Raw genomic sequence first — 16,130 nt, forward strand, 5'->3', positions numbered from 1 at the left:
CGGGCGCGGCCCGGCGCCGCAGCGCGCGGAGTCGGCCAGCGGAGTCGGCCCGCCGCGCGCGGACTCAGCCCGCGGCCGCCAGCGCCTCGCGGGCGGCCCGCTGCAGCACCGGGTCCGGCACGGGGAGCGACGCGAGCAGCTTCCGCGTGTACGCCTCGCGTGGCGCGCGCAGCACCTCGCGGGTCGGGCCCTGCTCGACGATCGCGCCCTGCCGCAGCACGACGACCCGGCCGGCGATCCGATCGACGACGGCGAGGTCGTGGCTGACGAAGAGGCAGCCGAAGCCGAGGGCGCTCTGCAGCTCGGCGAACAGATCGAGCACGGTCGCCTGCACCGAGACGTCGAGCGCGCTGGTGGGCTCGTCGGCGATGAGCAGTCGCGGGCGGAGGGCGATCGCCCGGGCGAGCGAGGCCCGCTGCCGCTGCCCGCCCGAGAGCTCGTGCGGGAACCGGTCGGCGAAGCCGCGGGGCAGACGCACGGCGTCGAGCAGCTCGTGCACCTCGGCTCGCACGGCGGCGGTCGACTCGGCGCGCCTGTGGATGACGAACGGCTCGGCGATGCACTCGCCGATGGTCAGGAACGGGTTGAAGCTGGTCGCCGGGTCCTGGAAGACGAAGCCGAGGTCCGCGCGCGCCGCGGCGCCGAGACCCGCGCGGCGGCCGACGAGCTCCGCGCCGAGGACCGACAGCGATCCTCCGGTGGCGGGGACCAGCCCGGCGATGGCCCGGGCGAGCGTCGTCTTGCCCGAGCCGGACTCGCCGACCAGGCCCAGCACCTCGCCGGGCGCGAGGGACAGCGACAGGTCCGCGATCGCGGTGAAGGAGGGGCGGCCCATCCGCCCGGGGTAGACGATCTCGAGCTGCTCCGCGGCGACGAGCGGCGCCTCGGCCGAGGGCTCCGGCACGGCCGCCGGCTCCCCGGCGTCGCCCGCCCCGATGCGCGGCACCGCGGCCAGGAGCGAGCGGGTGTACTCGTGCTGCGGGTCCGCGAACAGCGACTGCACGTCGGCGCTCTCGACGATCCGGCCGCCGTTCATGACGATCACCCGGTCGGCGAGATCGGCCACCACGCCCATGTTGTGCGTGATCAGCAGCATCGAGCCGCCGAGGTCGTGCCGCAGCGTGCGCAGCAGCTGGAGGATCTCGGCCTGCACGGTCACGTCGAGCGCGGTCGTCGGCTCGTCGGCGACGATCAGCGGCGCGCCCTGGATCAGCGCCATCGCGATCACGATGCGCTGCTTCTGGCCGCCGGAGAACTGGTGCGGGTAGTCGTCGATCCGCTTCTCGGGGTCGGGGATGCCGACCGTCCGGAGCACGCGGACCGCCTCGGCCCGCGCCGCCCGCCGGCCGAGCGAGGTGTGCGCGCGGATCCCCTCGACGATCTGCCAGCCCACGGTGAAGACGGGGTTCAGGGCGGTCGACGGCTCCTGGAACACCATCGCGGCCGCCGCGCCTCGCAGCCGCCGCATCGTCCTCTCGGGGGCGCCGACGATCTCGACGTCGCCGTCGCCGTCCCGCAGCCGGATGCTGCCCGAGACGATCGCCGACTCCGGCAGCAGCCCGAGGACCGCCTTGCCGGTCACGGTCTTGCCCGAGCCCGACTCGCCCACGAGCGCGACGATCTCCCCGGGCGCGACGTCGAGATCGACGCCCTCGAGCGCCGCGACGGGGCCGTGATCGGTGTCGAAGACGACGCGGAGGTCGCGGATGCTCAGTACGGCGGTCATCGCCGGGCCTTTCTCTGGCTGCGGCGGCGGACGCGCAGGCGGGGGTCGGACAGGTCGTTGAGGCTCTCGCCGACGAGGGTGATCCCGAGCACGACGATCATGATCGCGACGCCGGGAGCGACGCAGGTCCACCAGACCCCGCTCGTGACGTCCTGCACCGAGCGGTTGAGGTCGTAGCCCCACTCGGCGGCCGAGGTCGGCTCGATGCCGAAGCCGAGGAAGCCGAGCCCGGCGAGGGTCATGATCGCCTCGGAGGCGTTGAGCGTGATGATGACGGGCAGCGTGCGGGTGGAGTTGCGGAGCACGTGCCGCAGCAGGATCCGCCGGTCGCGCGCGCCCATCACCCGGGCCGACTCCACGAACGACTCCGAGACCACCCGGAGCACCTCGGCCCGGACCACCCGGAAGTACTGCGGGACGAACACCACGGTGATGGACATCGCCGCGGCGACGACTCCGCCCCAGAGACTCGACTGGCCGCCGGAGATCACGATCGACAGGACGATCGCGAGCAGCAGGCTCGGGAACGCGTAGACGGCGTCGGCGAGCACCACGAGGATCTTGTCGAGCCAGCCGCCGACGTAGCCCGAGACGGCGCCGAGCAGCACGCCCGCCGCGACCGAGGTCAGCAGCGACAGGGCGATCACCTGGACCGCCGTCCGCGCGCCCCACAGGGTACGGGAGAGGACGTCGTAGCCGCCGACCGTGGTGCCCAGCAGGTGCTGACCACCGGGCGGCTGCTGCGCGCCGAAGTTGCGGCCGCCTTCGGACAGCTGGTCGTAGCCGAACGGCGCCAGGAGCGGCGCGCACGCGGCGACGATCACGAGGGCGGCGACCAGCGCGAGCCCGATCAGGAGCATCGCGCGCTGGGACCCGGCGCTGCTGCGCACCTGCGCGACGAGGGGGAGGCGGTCGCGCAGAAGGCGCGGCGGGGCGACGGCGGTGGTCATCTCAGAACCTCACTCGGGGGTCGATCAGGGCGGCGAGGACGTCGACCACGAAGTTCGTGACGGCGACGATGATCGCGAGCACGGCGACGATGCCCTGCACGGCGACGAAGTCGCGGGCGGCGAGGTACTGGCCGAGCATGAAGCCCAGGCCGCGCCACTCGAAGGTCGTCTCGGTGAGGACCGCGCCGCCCAGGAGCATCGCGATCTGCATCCCGATGACGGTGATGATGGGGATCAGGGCGGGCCGGAAGGCGTGCCGGGAGACGAGCCGCCCCTCGGAGACGCCGCGGGAGCGGCCCGCCTCGACGTAGCCGGCCTGCAGGGTGCCGATCATGTTGGTGCGCACGAGGCGGAGGAAGGTGCCGGCGGTGAGCAGGCCGAGCGTCAGCCCCGGCAGGACGGCATGGGCGAGGACGTCCGTCACCGCGGAGGTGTCGCCGGTGCGCAGCGCGTCGACCAGGAAGAGCCCGGTCGGCTGCGGCATCGTCGAGAGCAGGAGCTCCGTCCCGGTGCTCGAGCGGCCCGCGGTGGGCACCAGGTCGAGGACGACGCCGAAGATCAGCTTGAGCAGCAGCCCGGCGAAGAAGACCGGGGTCGCGTAGCTGAGGATCGCGAGGACGCGCAGGACGATGTCCGGCATCCGGTCGCGCCGGCGGGCGGCGAGGGCGCCGAGCGGCACCCCGACGATCAGGGCCACCAGGAGCGCGTAGCCGGCGAGCTCGAAGGTCGCGGCGCCGTAGACGGCGAGGACCTCGGTGACCGGGCGGTTGTCGCTGAGGGTGGTGCCGAAGTCGCCGCGCAGGACGCCGCCGAGGTACTCGACGTACTGGACGATCACGGGGCGGTCGTAGCCGGCCGCCGCCACCCGGGTGGCCAGCTCGGCGGCCGAGAGGCGACCGCCGAGGGCGGCCGTGATCGGGTCGCCGGTCAGGCGCATCAGGAAGAAGACCATCGTGACGAGGATGAGCACCGTCGGGACGATCAGCAGGAATCGGAGGAAGAGATAGCGCAGGAGGGGGTTCGAGGCGCTCTTCACGCCGCGACGCCCGGGGAGGACGAGGGGCAGGGAGACGGACACGGGGCTCCTTCCGGCAGCGCCGGTCGATCCGGCCCGTCTCACGCTAGGCAGTGCGTCCCGCGCCCCTCCCCGTCAGGATTCGCGTTCTCGGGGCGGCCGTTCCGACAGCTGTCTGAACGGCCGGACGGCGCCTCGCGCGCTCACCGGCGCGCGGGAAGAGGGGACTGCGGCTTGGTCACTCCGTAGGCGAAGGAGGTCTCGATCGACGCCAGTGCGGGGATCATCCGGATCCTCGTGCGTACCAGCGTCTCGTAGCCCTCGAGGTCCTCGACGGCGATCTTGAGCAGGAAATCGCTGTCGCCTGCCATCAGGTACGCCTCGGTCACGTGCGGGATCCCGCGGATGGCGGCCTCGACCTGCTCGACGATCTCGGGGCTGTGGCTCTCGAGGCGCAGCCGCACGAAGGCGGTGATCGCCAGGCCCACCGCGCGGGGGTCGACGACGGCGCGGTAGCCGATCAGCACGCCGTCCTCCTCCAGTCGGCGGACCCGGCGCAGGCACGGCGAGGGCGAGAGGCCCACCCGGTCGGCGAGATCCTGGTTGCTGAGGCGCCCGTCCCGCTGGAGCTCCTCGAGAATGCGCACGTCGATGTCGTCCATGTCGCCGACTGTGGCAGATCCTGCTCCCGCGGGCCACTTCCGCGCTCGAATCCGCAATCGTGCGCCGGGGCCCGCCACCTAGCCTCGGAGGAGCCGGGATCCGCCGGCCCGCCGAGAGGACCGTCATGACACCGCCCCCGCGCTCCGCGCTCGTCGGGAGCCTCGCGATGATCACGACCGTGGCCACCTGGGCCGGCTTCGCGCTGAGCATCCGCGGCATCGGCGGATCGGGACTCGGCACGGGCGACGTCGCCCTGCTGCGCTTCGGCGTGCCGCTGCTGGTGCTGGCGCCCGCGGTCCCCGGCGCCCTGCGGGCGATCCGGCGCGAGTCGCCGCTCACCCTCGCCTGCCTCGCGCTCGGCGCGGGGCTGCCCTACTTCCTGACGGCGGCCGCGGGCGGGAGCCTCACGAGCGCCGCCCTCGTCGGCCTGGTGATCCCGGGCTCGGTGCCGGTGTTCGTCGCCGTGCTCGCCCTGCCGCTGCTGCGGGAGCGCCCGAGCCGCACCCGGCTCGCGGGGCTCGGTGCGATCGTGGTCGGCGTCGTCCTCATCGTGCTGCTCACCTCGGCGGCCACGGTCACCGCGGGGATCGCGATCCTGCTCGGCGCGGGCGTCCTCTGGGCCGTGTACACGCTCGGGCTGCGGCGGACGCGGCTGACGCCGGTCTCCGTGGTGGTCGCGGTCTGCGCGCCGTCCTTCGTGCTGAGCCTCCTCGCCGCCGTCACGGGCGCCCTGCCGACCACCCTGCTCTCCGGCTCGGCGGATCCGGGCGCCGTGGCCGTCTTCGGCCTCGTGCAGGGCATCGGAGTCGGCGTCGTCGCGGCGCTCGCCTACACGGTCGCCGTCCGCTCGCTCGGCGCGGGGCGCGCGGCGGCCTTCGGCTCGCTGAGCCCGGTGGTCACCGCCCTGCTCGCCCTGCCGCTGCTCGGCGAGGTGCCGCCGGTGAGCGAGCTCGTCGGGCTCGCCGTGATCGTGCTCGGCGTGGTGGTCGCGAACGCGGCGCCCCGCGCAGTGCCCGCGGGCGCCGCCCCTCCTCGTCGCCGCCCGTCCCCGATCCGCCCGGCCCCGTCCCGCACCCCGTCCCCGACCAGGAGTCCCCGATGATCGTCACCGCGCACAGCCTCGCTCCGGACCCCGTCTGGGAGCTCACCCGCCGCTACGCCGCCGACCCGCGGCCCGATCGCCTCGATCTCACCCTCGGCGTCTACCGCGACGAGAGCCTGCAGGCCCCGGTGATGGACGCCGTGCACGCCGCCGAGCGCCGGCTGCTCGAGCGCCGCGAGTCGAAGCAGTACCGCGGCCCGAGCGGCCACCCCGAGTTCACCGCGCGGATGAGCACCCTCCTGCTCGGCGACGAGCTGGCGCAGCGGGCGATCGGCGTGCAGACCGTCGCGGGCACCGGTGCGCTGCGGCTGCTGGCCGAGTTCCTCGCGCACTTCGATCCGGGGCGCCGGGTGATCCTGGGCGCGCCCTCCTACGTGAACCACGCGCCCGTGCTCCGCGCCGCGGGGCTCGCCGTCCAGTCCGTGCCGTTCGTGGACGAGGCCGGGCTGCCCTGGCTCGAGCCCACGATCGACGCGCTCCGCTCGGCCCGCCCGGGCGACGCGGTGCTGCTGCAGGGCAACTGCCACAACCCGACCGGAGCGTCGCTGACCACGGCGATGTGGGACCGGCTGACCGACGAGATCGTCCGCGCCGGCGTGATCCCCTTCGTCGACCAGGCCTACTACGGCCTCGGCGACGGCCTCGAGGAGGACCTCGCCGGGATGCGCCGCCTGCTCGCCCGCGTCCCCGAGGCCGTGGTCTCGGTCAGCTGCTCGAAGGCGTTCAGCCTCTACAGCGAGCGGGTCGGCTGCGCCCTCCTGCTCCTGGACCCGAGCGGGACACCGGGGGCGATGAGCACTCTCGAGGGCATCGCGCGCGCCGCGTACTCCCAGCCCCCGCACCACGGGGCGGCGATCGTCGCGACGATCCTCGGTGACGAGGAGCTCGAGCGGTCGTGGCGGGACGAGCTGGAGCGGATGCGCCACCGCGTCACCCGGCTCCGCGACGGCCTGGTCGCCGGCGCGCTCGCGGCGGGCGCGCCCTCGCGGTTCGCCGCTCTGCGCGAGCAGCGGGGCCTGTTCCTGTCGCTCCCGCTGTCGCCGGCGGCGATGCACCGGCTCCAGCGCGAGTTCGGCGCCTACGGCCTCCCCTCGGGGCGGATCAACCTCGCCGGCGTGCCGCGGACGGCGGTCGACCGGCTCGCCGCGGCCCTGGCCGAGGTCGCGGCCGAGGACGCCGTCGTCCGGGCGGTGGCCTGATGGCCGGCGACCCGGCGGCCCACGACCCGGCGCGCCGGGGTCTCGTCGACCGCGAGGAGCGCGCCCGGCTGCTCGGCGAGCTCGTCGCGCTGCCGACCGTCTCGGCCGACCCCGCGCGCCTGCCCGACCTGCACCGCAGCGCCGCGCTGCTGGCGGGGGCGCTGCGGGAGCGCGGCTTCGACGTCCGGCTCGTCGAGGACGGCGCCGGCCGCCCGTCCGTCGCGGCGACGCGGGGTCTGCGCCAGGGCGTCCCGTCCGCACTGCTCTACGCGCACCACGACGTGCAGCCCGCGGGCGCCGGCTGGACGACGGACCCGTTCGTCCCGGTCCGCCGCGGCGACGTCCTCGTCGGCCGGGGCAGCGCCGACAACAAGGCGGGCGTGGTCGCGCACCTCGCGGCGATCGACGCGCTCGACGCCGACGCCGACTCCGGCTCCGGCTCCGGTCGCGGGCTCGGTCTGATCGTGCTCCTCGACGGCGGCGAGGAGGTGGGCTCGCCCGGCGCCCCGGCGCTGCTCGCCGGCCTCGCGCTCCCGGAGCCGCCCGCGCTCGTCCTCGTGAACGACGGCGTGAACGCGACCCGGGGCACCCCCTCCCTGACCACGTCGCTGCGGGGGCTGCTCGCGGTCGACGTCGAGGTCGCCGTGATGACCGAGCCCGCGCACAGCGGCATCAACGGCGGCGGGGTGCTCGACGCCCTGACGGCGTTCTGCCGGCTCGCCGCCTCCCTGCACGACGAGCACGGCGAGGTGGCCGTGCCGGGCCTGCGCATCGCGGGACCCGCGACCGCCCGCGTCGATCCCGCCGCGTTCCGGGCCCGCCTCGGGCTGCTCGACGGCGTGCACGTCGCGGACGACCTGGCGACCGCACTGTGGGCGTCGCCGGCCCTGTCCGTGCTCGGAGTGGACGCGCCCGCCGTCGCGGACTCGGCGAACGTGCTCCTCCCTTGGGTGCGCGCGCGCCTGTCGCTGCGGGTGCCGCCCGGCCTCGCGACCGCCGACGCGGCGGCCGCGCTCCGAGCGCACCTGCTCGCGCACCGGCCCTTCGGCGCGCAGGTCCGCGTCGACGAGGTGAGCCGGAGCGAGCCGTGGAGCGACGCGCGGATCTCGGCCGTGGTGGTCGACGCTCTGCGCGAGGCGTGGGGCCGGGCGCCCGACCTGCTCGGCGGCGGCGGCGGGATCCCCGTCGTCAGCGCGCTCGCCGCAGCATTCCCGGAGTCGGTCGTCTGCATCACCGCGATCGCCGACGCCGACTCGCGCGTGCACGGACCGGACGAGAACGTCGACCTGCGGGAGCTCGACCGCGCGGTCGCGGCCGAGACGGCGATCCTCACCGCCCTCGCTCTGCCGCGGGACTGACGACGAACGGCCGCCCCCGCCGCGGAGCGGGAGGGCGGCCGGGCGGCCGGTCAGCGCGGACCGCGTGTCAGCGCATCGCCTTCAGCACGCGGTCGCCGGCCATCGCCGCGATCATCGACGCCTCGTCCGGGTAGAGCGCGGGGTCGACGCGGTCGAGGCGGAACGGCTCGGGATCGGCGAACGGCTCCGTCCCGGTGATCATCTCGGCAGCGAGGCGGCCCATGCCGGGCCCGTGCGTGACTCCGGACTCGTTGTCGCCCGCGAGCACCCAGAGGCCGTCGCACTCGGGCACGGGGCCGATGTAGAGGCCGCCGTCGACGGAGTAGACCGGGACGCCCTGGATGATCTCGGCGGTGCCGAGCCCCGCGAGCGCGGGGAACACCTCGGCGACGGCCGCCTGGTACTCGCGCTGCGCCTCGATCAGCTGCGGCGAGACGGGGCGGGCGAAGGCGCGCTCCAGGCCCTCCTCGCGCTCGAGCACCGAGACGCGGCGGTAGGCGAAGCCGCCGCCCCAGGAGAAGGCGCCGCGCAGCTCGCGCAGCCAGAGGCCCAGGTCGAGGCTCTGCACGGTCGGCATCAACGGCGAGAGGCCGGCCTGCTCGGAGACGAAGCGGGTGGCGACTGTGGGGATGAGCGGCAGCGCCCGGCCGACGGTGCCCAGGAGCGAGGGGGTCCAGGCTCCTGCGGCGAGCACGACGGTCGCGGCGTCGACGACGCCCGCCGTCGTCTCGACGCCGGTCACCCGGTCGCCGTCGCGCCGGATCCCGGTCGCCTCGGTCCCCCAGGAGAAGCGGACGCCCAGCGCCTCGGCCCGGCGGAGGACCTCCTGCAGCGCGAGGCCGGTGGTGACCTGGATCGCGTCGGGCAGCAGCACGCCGCCGACGACGCTCGCCGGGTCGACCGCGCCGAAGGTCATCGCCGCGACCTCGTCCGCGCTCAGCGCGCGGGTGCCCGGGGACGCCAGCGGGTGGCGGACGATGCCCTCGACGAGGGTGGTCAGGGTGCGCTCGGTGCGGGCGATCGCGATGTTGCCGTTGGCCGAGTACTCGATCTCGACGCCGTCGTCGTGCAGGCCCCGGTAGAAGGAGAGGCCGTACTCCTCGAGCGGGATCGCGTGCGTGCCGATGCGGCGGTTGCTGTCGGCGCCGTAGCGGGCGACGAAGCCGGCACCGGCCGGTGTGGTGCCGCTGAGCGGCGAGCCGGCGTCGATCACGGTGACGTCGCGGGCGCCGAGCTCGATCAGGTGCAGGGCGGCGGAGGCGCCGATGATGCCCGCGCCGACGACGCAGACGGGTCCAGGATTCGAAGGCATGCCCGATGGTAGGCAGAGGGCGCGCCGCGGGGTCACGTGCTGCTGTCGAAGGGTCGGCGGATCCGGCTCGACGGCTGTCGGAGCGCCGGTGTCGCCTGCCTCCCGCGGCCAGTCAGCCCTCGGCCCGTCAGCCCCCTCGGCGAGTCAGGCCTCGTCGATCCGGACGTACGGCGCCATCCGGAACCAGAGCTGCAGCATCAGCCGGGTGTCGCCGTCGGCGAGGTCGAGCCCGGTCGTCTCGGCGAAGCGGCTGAGGCGGTAGTAGACGGTGGTGCGGTGCAGATGCAGGTCCGCGCCGGTCTGCACGACGTTGCCCGCGTTCGCCAGGAAGGTGCGCACGGCGAGGATGTTGTCCTCGGACTGGTCCTGCATCGCGCGCCCGAGCTCGGGCGGCACCAGGTGCGCGGGCAGCCCGGCCGGCAGCAGCGCCGCGAGCATGCCGTCCAGGCCCGATCGGTCCCAGCGGGTCCCGCCGACACCGGTCACCCCGGCGACGCGGGCCGCGCACTCGGCCTGCTCGTGCGAGAGCAGCACGTCGCCCAGCTCCGAGACGAGCGCGCCGACGCCGAGCGTGGCGGCGATCCCGGCGCTCTCGAGCCCGCGCCGCAGCGCGTCGACGAGCGCGTCGATCCGGTCGTCGGCGGGGGCGACCGAGTAGCCGACCAGGACGACGACCCCCTGATCGGTGCGGGCGACGGCGACCCCGGAGCTGTGCGGGGCGACGGCTCGCGCGATCACCCGGACCGGGGCGCCGATCGGGCGGTCGCCCTCGCCCGTCCCGAGCACGAGGCCGAGCACCTGATAGGCGACGCAGCCGCGGAAGAGGCCGCCCGCGGCGATCTCCTCGGCCGCGTCGATCCGGTCGTCGGAGCGATCGGAGAGCAGGGCGAGCACCTGCGCCTCGACCTGCTGGAGGCCGTCGTCGAAGGTCATCGCGCGGCGGACGAGCACGGTGCGCATGTCGTCGACGGCCCGGTCGACCGCGGCGAAGTCGGCCTCGGTGAGCGTCTCGTCGTCGATGATCCAGATCACCGCGGCGAGCTCGCGGTCCACGCGCACAGGGGCGACGTAGCGGCGCCGAAGCCCCAGCTCCGGCGCCGCATCGGTGAAGAACGCGGTGGTCGCGCGGAGCACCCCGGCCCGCCGCGCCCACTCGGCGCGCTCCGGCGAGACGGAGCGGCCGACCAGGGACTCGACCCGGCCCTGGTCCTCGTCGCCGAAGTGCGCGCTGTGCGCGAGGAGCTGGAGCTCCGCGTCGTCGACGGCGACCGAGCGTCCCAGCACGCCGGCGAGGCGCTCGACGATGTTCTGGAGCGGCTCGGGCGAGAATCCTTGGCCCTCGGGCGGCATGGGCTGCTCCTCCTCGACGCGTGCCTCGGGAGCACCGTCGGTTCAAAGTAGTCCAGGCGGGCCCGCGGGTCGGCGACGGGCCCGGCCGATCAGCCGATCAGCCGATCAGCCGATCAGCCGATCAGCTCGGCCACCGTGTAGCCGAAGACGGCGCCGTCCGCGTCCTCCGCTTCGACGCCCGCGTAGACGAAGCCGAACGGGTTGTCGCCGCCGACGATCGCGTTGTAGACGCCGTGGACCTCGAAGCGGCCCGTCGCCGGGTCGACCGCGACGTACCGGCCGGCGTCGCGGCGGAGGTCGACGCGTCCTTCGCTGACCTCGGAGAAGTTGAGGAAGACCTTCGTCGGCAGCGGTCCGCGGGAGATCGTGACGACGCCGGTCAGGACCGGGAAGTCGACCCGGTCGCCGGCGCGCGTGCCGTGGTACTGGACCGGCGTGAAGGCGATGGTGCCGGTGATCGGGCCCTTGTCGGCCTCGGGGGCGGTCGAGGCGGCGGCGGCCGGCGTGGCGATCGCGACGGCGATCACGGGGACCGACCAGGCGGCGCCGGAGAGGACGCTGCGTCGGGGCAGGGTGGGCGAGGTGGGCAGGGTGGAGCGCAGGCGGGTGTCGTTCATCAGGGTGTCCTTGGGGGTGAGGAGCCCGGGCCCGGGCGCTCCGGAAGGAGACGGGCCGGCGGCGGGCGTGAGAGCGGCGGGGCAGCGCCGCACGCGAGGTGCGCCGCTCGGGATGCCCGTGCCGCTCAGGTCTTCGTCACGACGGCAGTTTCGGGTTGCCTGTCGCGACAACCGACTGTCTCACACCCTCAATGCGTATGCATAGACCTTCTCCGGCAATCGTCGGGTTTCGACGTGCCGGCGGCTAGGGCGGTCTGCATGCCGATCGAGCAGCCCGCATCGCAGGCCTCCATGCCGATCGAGCAGCCCGCGCAGCGGGCCTATCGAGATCCACCACCGCCCGAAGTCGAGTCTGCAGTCCCGCCCTGCTGGCGACGTCGGGTCTCGATACGCCCCTGCGGGGCTACTCGACCAGCATGGGGTGGGCGCAGGTCTCGATCCGGGGGTCAGCGCGGCGCCGGCACTTCCCCCCGTCCGCGCATGGATGCTACGGTGCCTGAACCGGTTAAGTAAACCGGTTCAGACCCGGACTCGACGACGAGCAGGAGGCGCGGCCATGGCGGCACGACCGACGATCCTCGACGTCGCCCGCGCGGCCGGCGTCAGCAAGGCGCTCGTCTCCTTCGCGCTGAACGACCGGCCGGGCGTCTCGCCCGAGTCGCGCGAGCGGATCCTCCGCGTCGCCGCCGACCTCGGCTACCGGCCGAGCCTCACCGCCCGCTCGCTGTCGACGAGCGTCTCCTTCGCCGTCGGGCTCGTCGTCGCCCGTGACCCCGAGGTCATCGCGGCCGACCCGTTCTTCCCCGCCTTCATCTCCGGGGTCGAGCGGGTGCTCGCCGAGCACGGCCGGGTGCTGGTGCTCAGCGTCGTCGACCCGGGCGCCTCGGAGGAGGCGGTCTACCGCACGCTCGCCGCCGACCGCCGCGTGGACGGCGTCTTCCTCAGCGATCTGCGCGAGGCCGACGCGCGCCCCGCGCTGCTCGCCGAGCTCGGCCTGCCCGCGGTCACGCTCGGCCGCCTCGACGGCTCGACCTCGCCCGCGGTCGTGATGGACGACACCGCCGGCATCACCGGCGCGGTGCAGCACCTCGCCGCACTCGGCCACCGCCGCATCGCGCACGTCGCCGGCTCCGGGCACCTGCTGCACTCCCTCCGCCGGCGCGAGGCGTTCGAGCGTGCCTGCGCCGACGCCGGCCTCGAGCCCGGCCCGGTCGTCGTCACCGACTTCAGCGCCGGCCAGGGCGCGAGCGCCACGGAGACCCTGCTCGACTCCGCCGTGCCGCCCACCGCGATCGTCTTCGCGAACGACCCGATGGCCATCGCCGGCCTCGGCGTCGCGCACACCCGCGGGCTGCGCCTGCCCTACGACCTCTCGATCACCGGCTTCGACGACTCCGAGATCGCCGCGCACGTCTACCCGTCGCTGACCTCGGCCCGCACGCGCCCCGCGCGCTGGGGCGAGGCGGCCGCGCGAACCCTCCTCGACCTGATCGAGAACGGCACCGCCCCCGACGTCGACCTCGAGCCCGCAGGACTCGTGGTCCGCCACTCGACCGCCGCACCGCGGTCCCAAATCCTGAACCCGACCCCCTGAACCCGATCCACTGACGCGCCTGCGCACCGCCGCGCACGCGCAGAACAAGGAGAACACCATGGCCTCGATGAAGAGACGCTGGCTGACCGGAGTGGGCATCGCCTCGCTCGCGACCCTCGGACTGACCGCCTGCAGTGGTGGCGGAGGGGGCGCCTCCACCGATCTGACCGCGACCGGCCCGATCACCATCTGGTACTCGAACAACGAGCAGGAGGTGCAGTGGGGCAAGACGATGGTCGACGCCTGGAACGCCGACCACCCCGACGAGCAGATCACCGGCCAGGAGATCCCGGCCGGCAAGAGCAGCGAGGAGGTCATCGGCGCCGCGATCACCGCGGGGAACGCGCCCTGCCTCGTCTTCAACACGGCACCCAGCGCGGTCGGTCAGTTCGAGCGCCAGGGCGGACTCGTCGACCTCTCGACCTTCGAGGACGGCGTCGACTACATCGAGACCCGCAGCGGCGACCTCGCCGAGCAGTACCAGAACGCCGACGGCGACTACTTCCAGATGCCGTGGAAGAGCAACCCGGTAGTCATCTTCTACAACAAGGACATCTTCACCGCGGCCGGCCTCGACCCGGAGAACCCCTCGCTCGCCACCTACGACGAGTTCACCGCCACCGCGAAGACCCTCGTCGAGTCCGGAGCCGCGCCGGCAGCGATCCAGCCCGCGCCGACCAGCGAGTTCTTCCAGACCCAGTTCGACTTCATGCCGCTCTACGCCGCGGCGACCGGAGGGACGGGGCTGGTCGAGGACGGGAAGGCCACCTTCGCCGACGACGCCGGCTACCAGGTCGCCGACTTCTGGAAGAGCCTCTACGACCAGGGCCTCGCCGGCCGCGAGCAGTACCAGGGCGACGCGTTCGCCGACGGCCAGGCCGCGATGTCGATCGTCGGCCCGTGGGCGGTCTCGGTCTACGAGGACCTCAACTGGGGCTCCGTCTCCGTGCCCACCCCCGACGGCACGCCCGCCGAGGACACCTGGACCTTCAGCGACGCGAAGAACGTCGGCCTCTACTCCGCCTGCGAGAACAAGGGCACCGCCTGGGACGTCCTGAAGTTCGCCACCAGCGAGGAGCAGGACCGCTCGCTGCTGGAGACCACCGGCCAGATGCCGCTGCGCACCGACCTGCAGACCACCTACGCCGACTACTTCGAGGCCAACCCCGCCTATCAGCGCTTCGGCGACCAGGCGAGCCGCACCATCGAGGTGCCCTCCGGCCCGAACACCGTGCAGATGCTGCAGGCGATCCGCGACGCCTGGGGCAAGACCGTGATCTTCGGCGACGGCGACGTGCAGTCGGCGCTCGACGGGGCGGCGGAGACCGTCACCGGGCTCGCCGGCCAGCAGTGAGACGCCGGACGGCAGTGAGATGACGACTCTCGCCCCGAAGGCTCCGGCGTCGCAGGGCGCCGGAGCCGCGCGGCCCCAGGACAAGCGGAGCCTGCTCCGCCGCGTCCTCGGTCCGCAGCCGTTCGGGCTGCTGCTCGGCAGCCCCTACCTGCTGTTCGTGCTCGCGGTCTTCGCGTTCCCGGTCGGCTACTCCGTCTACATCGCCTTCCACGACTTCTTCTTCGCGGCTCCCAGCGTGCAGGTCGAGCGCCCGTTCGTCGGCTTCGACAACTTCGTCACCGCGTTCTCGAGCCCGCAGGTCATCCGCTCCTTCGGCAACATCGGGATCTTCCTGGTGATCAACGTGCCGCTGACGGTGGTGCTCTCGCTGCTGCTCGCCTCGGCGCTGGACAAGGTCGTGCACCTGCGCACGTTCCTCCGGGTCAGCTTCTACGTGCCCTACGTCACCGCGAGTGTCGCGGTCGTCGGCGTCTGGCTGTTCCTCTTCAACGGCAACGGACTCGTGAACAGCCTGCTCGGGCCGCTCGCGCCGGACCCGTCCTGGCTGATCAACGACAAGCTGGCGATGCCGATCATCGCGCTCTACGTCACCTGGAAGCAGCTCGGCTTCTACATCCTGCTGTACCTCGCGGCGCTGCAGAACGTGCCGAAGGAGCTCTACGAGTCGGCGTCGACCGACGGCGCGGGCCGCATCCGGCAGTTCTGGTCGGTGACCGTGCCGAGCGTGCGGCCGGCGACGCTGCTGGTGCTGCTCGTCTCCACCGTGACCGGCGCGAACCTCTTCACCGAGCCCTACCTGCTCACCGGCGGCGGCGGCCCCAACGGCGCCTCCGCCTCGCCCGTGCTGCTGATGTACCAGCTCGGCATCCAGCAGGGGCAGCCCGACGTGGCCTCGGCCATCGGCGTCGTGCTGGTGCTGCTCGTGCTCGTCATCGCCTACCTGCAGAACCGCTTCGCCGGGGAGAGGAACTCATGAGCACGCTCGCCAGTGCCGGAGGCGCGACCTCCGCGGTCCCCGCCGCCGCCGCCCCGCCGACCCGGCGGAAGCGCCCGGCCTCGAGTCGATCGGCCGTGATCCTGCGCGGTGTCGTGCTCGCGCTCGGCGCGATCGTCTTCCTGTTCCCCTTCTACTACATGGTGATCGGCTCGCTGCAGACCGACCCCGACCCCACCCTGGCCGGGGCGATCCCGGAGGCGGGCAACCTCACCCTCGACAACTACGTCAACGTCAATGAGCGGATCAACCTGCTCACCGGCCTGATCAACTCGGGGATCTTCACCGGCGGCGTCCTGCTCTGCACGATCGTCTTCGGGGTGCTGGCGGGCTACGCGCTCGCGATGCTCGAGTGGCGCGGCCGCAACGCCGTGTTCGCGCTCGCGCTGCTGGTGCAGGTCATCCCGTTCCAGCTGCTGCAGATCCCGCTCTACGTGCTGATCGCCCGCGACTACGGACTCGCGGACAGCCACCTGGGCATGATCCTGCCGTTCGCGATCAACTCGACGGCGGTGATCATCTTCCGCCAGTACTTCCTGCAGCTGCCCAAGGAGCTGTTCGAGGCCGCGCGGATCGACGGGGCCGGCGAGATCAAGCTGCTCTGGAACATCGCGCTGCCGCTCGTGCGCCCCGCGCTCGTGACGGCCGTGCTGCTCACCTTCATCGGCCCCTGGAACGAGTTCCTCTGGCCGTTCCTGATCACGAAGGACGCGTCGCTGCAGCCGCTCGCCGTGTCCCTCGCCAACTACATCTCCAACGTCGCGTCGTCGACCGACAACCCGTTCGGCGCGATCCTCGCGGGCGCCGTCGTGCTGGCCGCCCCCGTCGTCGTGCTCTTCATCGTGTTCCAGCGCTACTTCGTCTCGACGGATCTCGGATCCGGAGTGAAAGGATGA

14 protein-coding genes are annotated in these 16,130 nt (G+C 73.5%); 7 read left to right on the plus strand and 7 right to left on the minus strand.

Going from position 1 to position 16,130, the window contains the following annotated elements; genetic code table 11:
- Positions 1 to 64: 64 nt before the first annotated feature.
- The 4 genes from HQQ86_RS15875 to HQQ86_RS15890 all read right to left on the minus strand — a co-directional run bounded on the left by HQQ86_RS15875 (position 65) and on the right by HQQ86_RS15890 (position 4,353).
- Entirely contained in the window at positions 65 to 1,726 is a 1,662-nt protein-coding gene (locus HQQ86_RS15875) for an ABC transporter ATP-binding protein (protein ID WP_173289212.1), read from the minus strand.
- On the minus strand, positions 1,723 to 2,676 hold the full coding sequence (locus tag HQQ86_RS15880) for an ABC transporter permease (protein WP_173289213.1): 954 nt from the start codon (positions 2,674 to 2,676) through the stop codon (positions 1,723 to 1,725). The genes HQQ86_RS15875 and HQQ86_RS15880 overlap by 4 nt, the downstream gene beginning before the upstream one ends.
- A 1-nt stretch (position 2,677) precedes the next feature.
- Positions 2,678 to 3,742: an ABC transporter permease gene (locus HQQ86_RS15885; protein ID WP_254072185.1), complete on the minus strand. Its 1,065-nt coding sequence runs from the start codon at positions 3,740 to 3,742 to the stop codon at positions 2,678 to 2,680.
- Positions 3,743 to 3,894: 152 nt separating this feature from the next.
- Positions 3,895 to 4,353 carry an Lrp/AsnC family transcriptional regulator gene (locus HQQ86_RS15890; protein ID WP_173252308.1) on the minus strand — a complete coding sequence of 153 codons (459 nt, stop codon included), beginning with the start codon at positions 4,351 to 4,353 and terminating at the stop codon, positions 3,895 to 3,897.
- 125 nt (positions 4,354 to 4,478) lie between these two features.
- On the opposite strand from HQQ86_RS15890, the gene HQQ86_RS15895 reads away from it, so the two are divergent.
- The 3 genes from HQQ86_RS15895 to HQQ86_RS15905 are packed head-to-tail and all read left to right on the plus strand — an operon-like array spanning position 4,479 to position 8,013.
- Entirely contained in the window at positions 4,479 to 5,456 is a 978-nt protein-coding gene (locus HQQ86_RS15895) for a DMT family transporter (RefSeq protein ID WP_173289214.1), read from the plus strand.
- The gene (locus HQQ86_RS15900) at positions 5,453 to 6,655 is read left to right on the plus strand and encodes an aromatic amino acid transaminase (protein WP_173289215.1); all 1,203 of its coding nucleotides are present in this window, start codon (positions 5,453 to 5,455) and stop codon (positions 6,653 to 6,655) included. The genes HQQ86_RS15895 and HQQ86_RS15900 overlap by 4 nt, the downstream gene beginning before the upstream one ends.
- Entirely contained in the window at positions 6,655 to 8,013 is a 1,359-nt protein-coding gene (locus HQQ86_RS15905) for a M20/M25/M40 family metallo-hydrolase (RefSeq protein ID WP_173289216.1), read from the plus strand. Before HQQ86_RS15900 ends, HQQ86_RS15905 begins: the two co-directional genes overlap by 1 nt.
- A gap of 67 nt (positions 8,014 to 8,080) precedes the next feature.
- Here HQQ86_RS15905 and HQQ86_RS15910 read toward each other — a convergent pair whose 3' ends face one another.
- The 3 genes from HQQ86_RS15910 to HQQ86_RS15920 form a co-directional block, all read right to left on the minus strand.
- Positions 8,081 to 9,325, minus strand: coding sequence for an FAD-binding oxidoreductase (locus HQQ86_RS15910; protein ID WP_173289217.1), 1,245 nt, complete (start codon positions 9,323 to 9,325; stop codon positions 8,081 to 8,083).
- A gap of 144 nt (positions 9,326 to 9,469) precedes the next feature.
- On the minus strand, positions 9,470 to 10,675 hold the full coding sequence (locus HQQ86_RS15915; RefSeq protein WP_173252313.1) for a CdaR family transcriptional regulator: 1,206 nt from the start codon (positions 10,673 to 10,675) through the stop codon (positions 9,470 to 9,472).
- A 113-nt stretch (positions 10,676 to 10,788) separates the two neighbouring features.
- Entirely contained in the window at positions 10,789 to 11,292 is a 504-nt protein-coding gene (locus HQQ86_RS15920) for a hypothetical protein (protein WP_173288832.1), read from the minus strand.
- 556 nt (positions 11,293 to 11,848) lie between these two features.
- On the opposite strand from HQQ86_RS15920, the gene HQQ86_RS15925 reads away from it, so the two are divergent.
- Genes HQQ86_RS15925 through HQQ86_RS15940 form a run of 4 tightly spaced genes read left to right on the plus strand, consistent with a single transcriptional unit; the run spans position 11,849 to position 16,130 of the window.
- Positions 11,849 to 12,886 carry a LacI family DNA-binding transcriptional regulator gene (locus HQQ86_RS15925; RefSeq protein ID WP_173289218.1) on the plus strand — a complete coding sequence of 346 codons (1,038 nt, stop codon included), beginning with the start codon at positions 11,849 to 11,851 and terminating at the stop codon, positions 12,884 to 12,886.
- Between the two features lie 58 nt (positions 12,887 to 12,944).
- Positions 12,945 to 14,240 (plus strand): extracellular solute-binding protein, encoded by a 1,296-nt coding sequence (locus HQQ86_RS15930; protein ID WP_254072140.1) that lies wholly within the window; start codon positions 12,945 to 12,947, stop codon positions 14,238 to 14,240.
- Positions 14,241 to 14,259: 19 nt separating this feature from the next.
- A complete protein-coding gene (locus HQQ86_RS15935) occupies positions 14,260 to 15,216 on the plus strand; it encodes a carbohydrate ABC transporter permease (protein WP_173289219.1) in 957 nt (318 codons plus the stop codon).
- The gene (locus tag HQQ86_RS15940) at positions 15,213 to 16,130 is read left to right on the plus strand and encodes a carbohydrate ABC transporter permease (RefSeq protein ID WP_123447430.1); all 918 of its coding nucleotides are present in this window, start codon (positions 15,213 to 15,215) and stop codon (positions 16,128 to 16,130) included. Before HQQ86_RS15935 ends, HQQ86_RS15940 begins: the two co-directional genes overlap by 4 nt.

Origin of the sequence: Rathayibacter sp. VKM Ac-2857, assembly GCF_013205025.1 — a bacterium.
GTDB lineage: Bacteria > Actinomycetota > Actinomycetes > Actinomycetales > Microbacteriaceae > Rathayibacter.

Bases quoted from the DNA above. Each gene is read 5' to 3' on its own strand.
- HQQ86_RS15875 (WP_173289212.1), bottom strand. From the start codon at position 1,726: ATGACCGCCGTACTGAGCATCCGCGACCTCCGCGTCGTCTTCGACACC.
- HQQ86_RS15880 (WP_173289213.1), bottom strand. From the start codon at position 2,676: ATGACCACCGCCGTCGCCCCGCCGCGCCTTCTGCGCGACCGCCTCCCC.
- HQQ86_RS15890 (WP_173252308.1), bottom strand. From the start codon at position 4,353: ATGGACGACATCGACGTGCGCATTCTCGAGGAGCTCCAGCGGGACGGG.
- HQQ86_RS15895 (WP_173289214.1), top strand. From the start codon at position 4,479: ATGACACCGCCCCCGCGCTCCGCGCTCGTCGGGAGCCTCGCGATGATC.
- HQQ86_RS15900 (WP_173289215.1), top strand. From the start codon at position 5,453: ATGATCGTCACCGCGCACAGCCTCGCTCCGGACCCCGTCTGGGAGCTC.
- HQQ86_RS15905 (WP_173289216.1), top strand. From the start codon at position 6,655: ATGGCCGGCGACCCGGCGGCCCACGACCCGGCGCGCCGGGGTCTCGTC.
- HQQ86_RS15910 (WP_173289217.1), bottom strand. From the start codon at position 9,325: ATGCCTTCGAATCCTGGACCCGTCTGCGTCGTCGGCGCGGGCATCATC.
- HQQ86_RS15915 (WP_173252313.1), bottom strand. From the start codon at position 10,675: ATGCCGCCCGAGGGCCAAGGATTCTCGCCCGAGCCGCTCCAGAACATC.
- HQQ86_RS15920 (WP_173288832.1), bottom strand. From the start codon at position 11,292: ATGAACGACACCCGCCTGCGCTCCACCCTGCCCACCTCGCCCACCCTG.
- HQQ86_RS15925 (WP_173289218.1), top strand. From the start codon at position 11,849: ATGGCGGCACGACCGACGATCCTCGACGTCGCCCGCGCGGCCGGCGTC.
- HQQ86_RS15930 (WP_254072140.1), top strand. From the start codon at position 12,945: ATGGCCTCGATGAAGAGACGCTGGCTGACCGGAGTGGGCATCGCCTCG.
- HQQ86_RS15935 (WP_173289219.1), top strand. From the start codon at position 14,260: ATGACGACTCTCGCCCCGAAGGCTCCGGCGTCGCAGGGCGCCGGAGCC.
- HQQ86_RS15940 (WP_123447430.1), top strand. From the start codon at position 15,213: ATGAGCACGCTCGCCAGTGCCGGAGGCGCGACCTCCGCGGTCCCCGCC.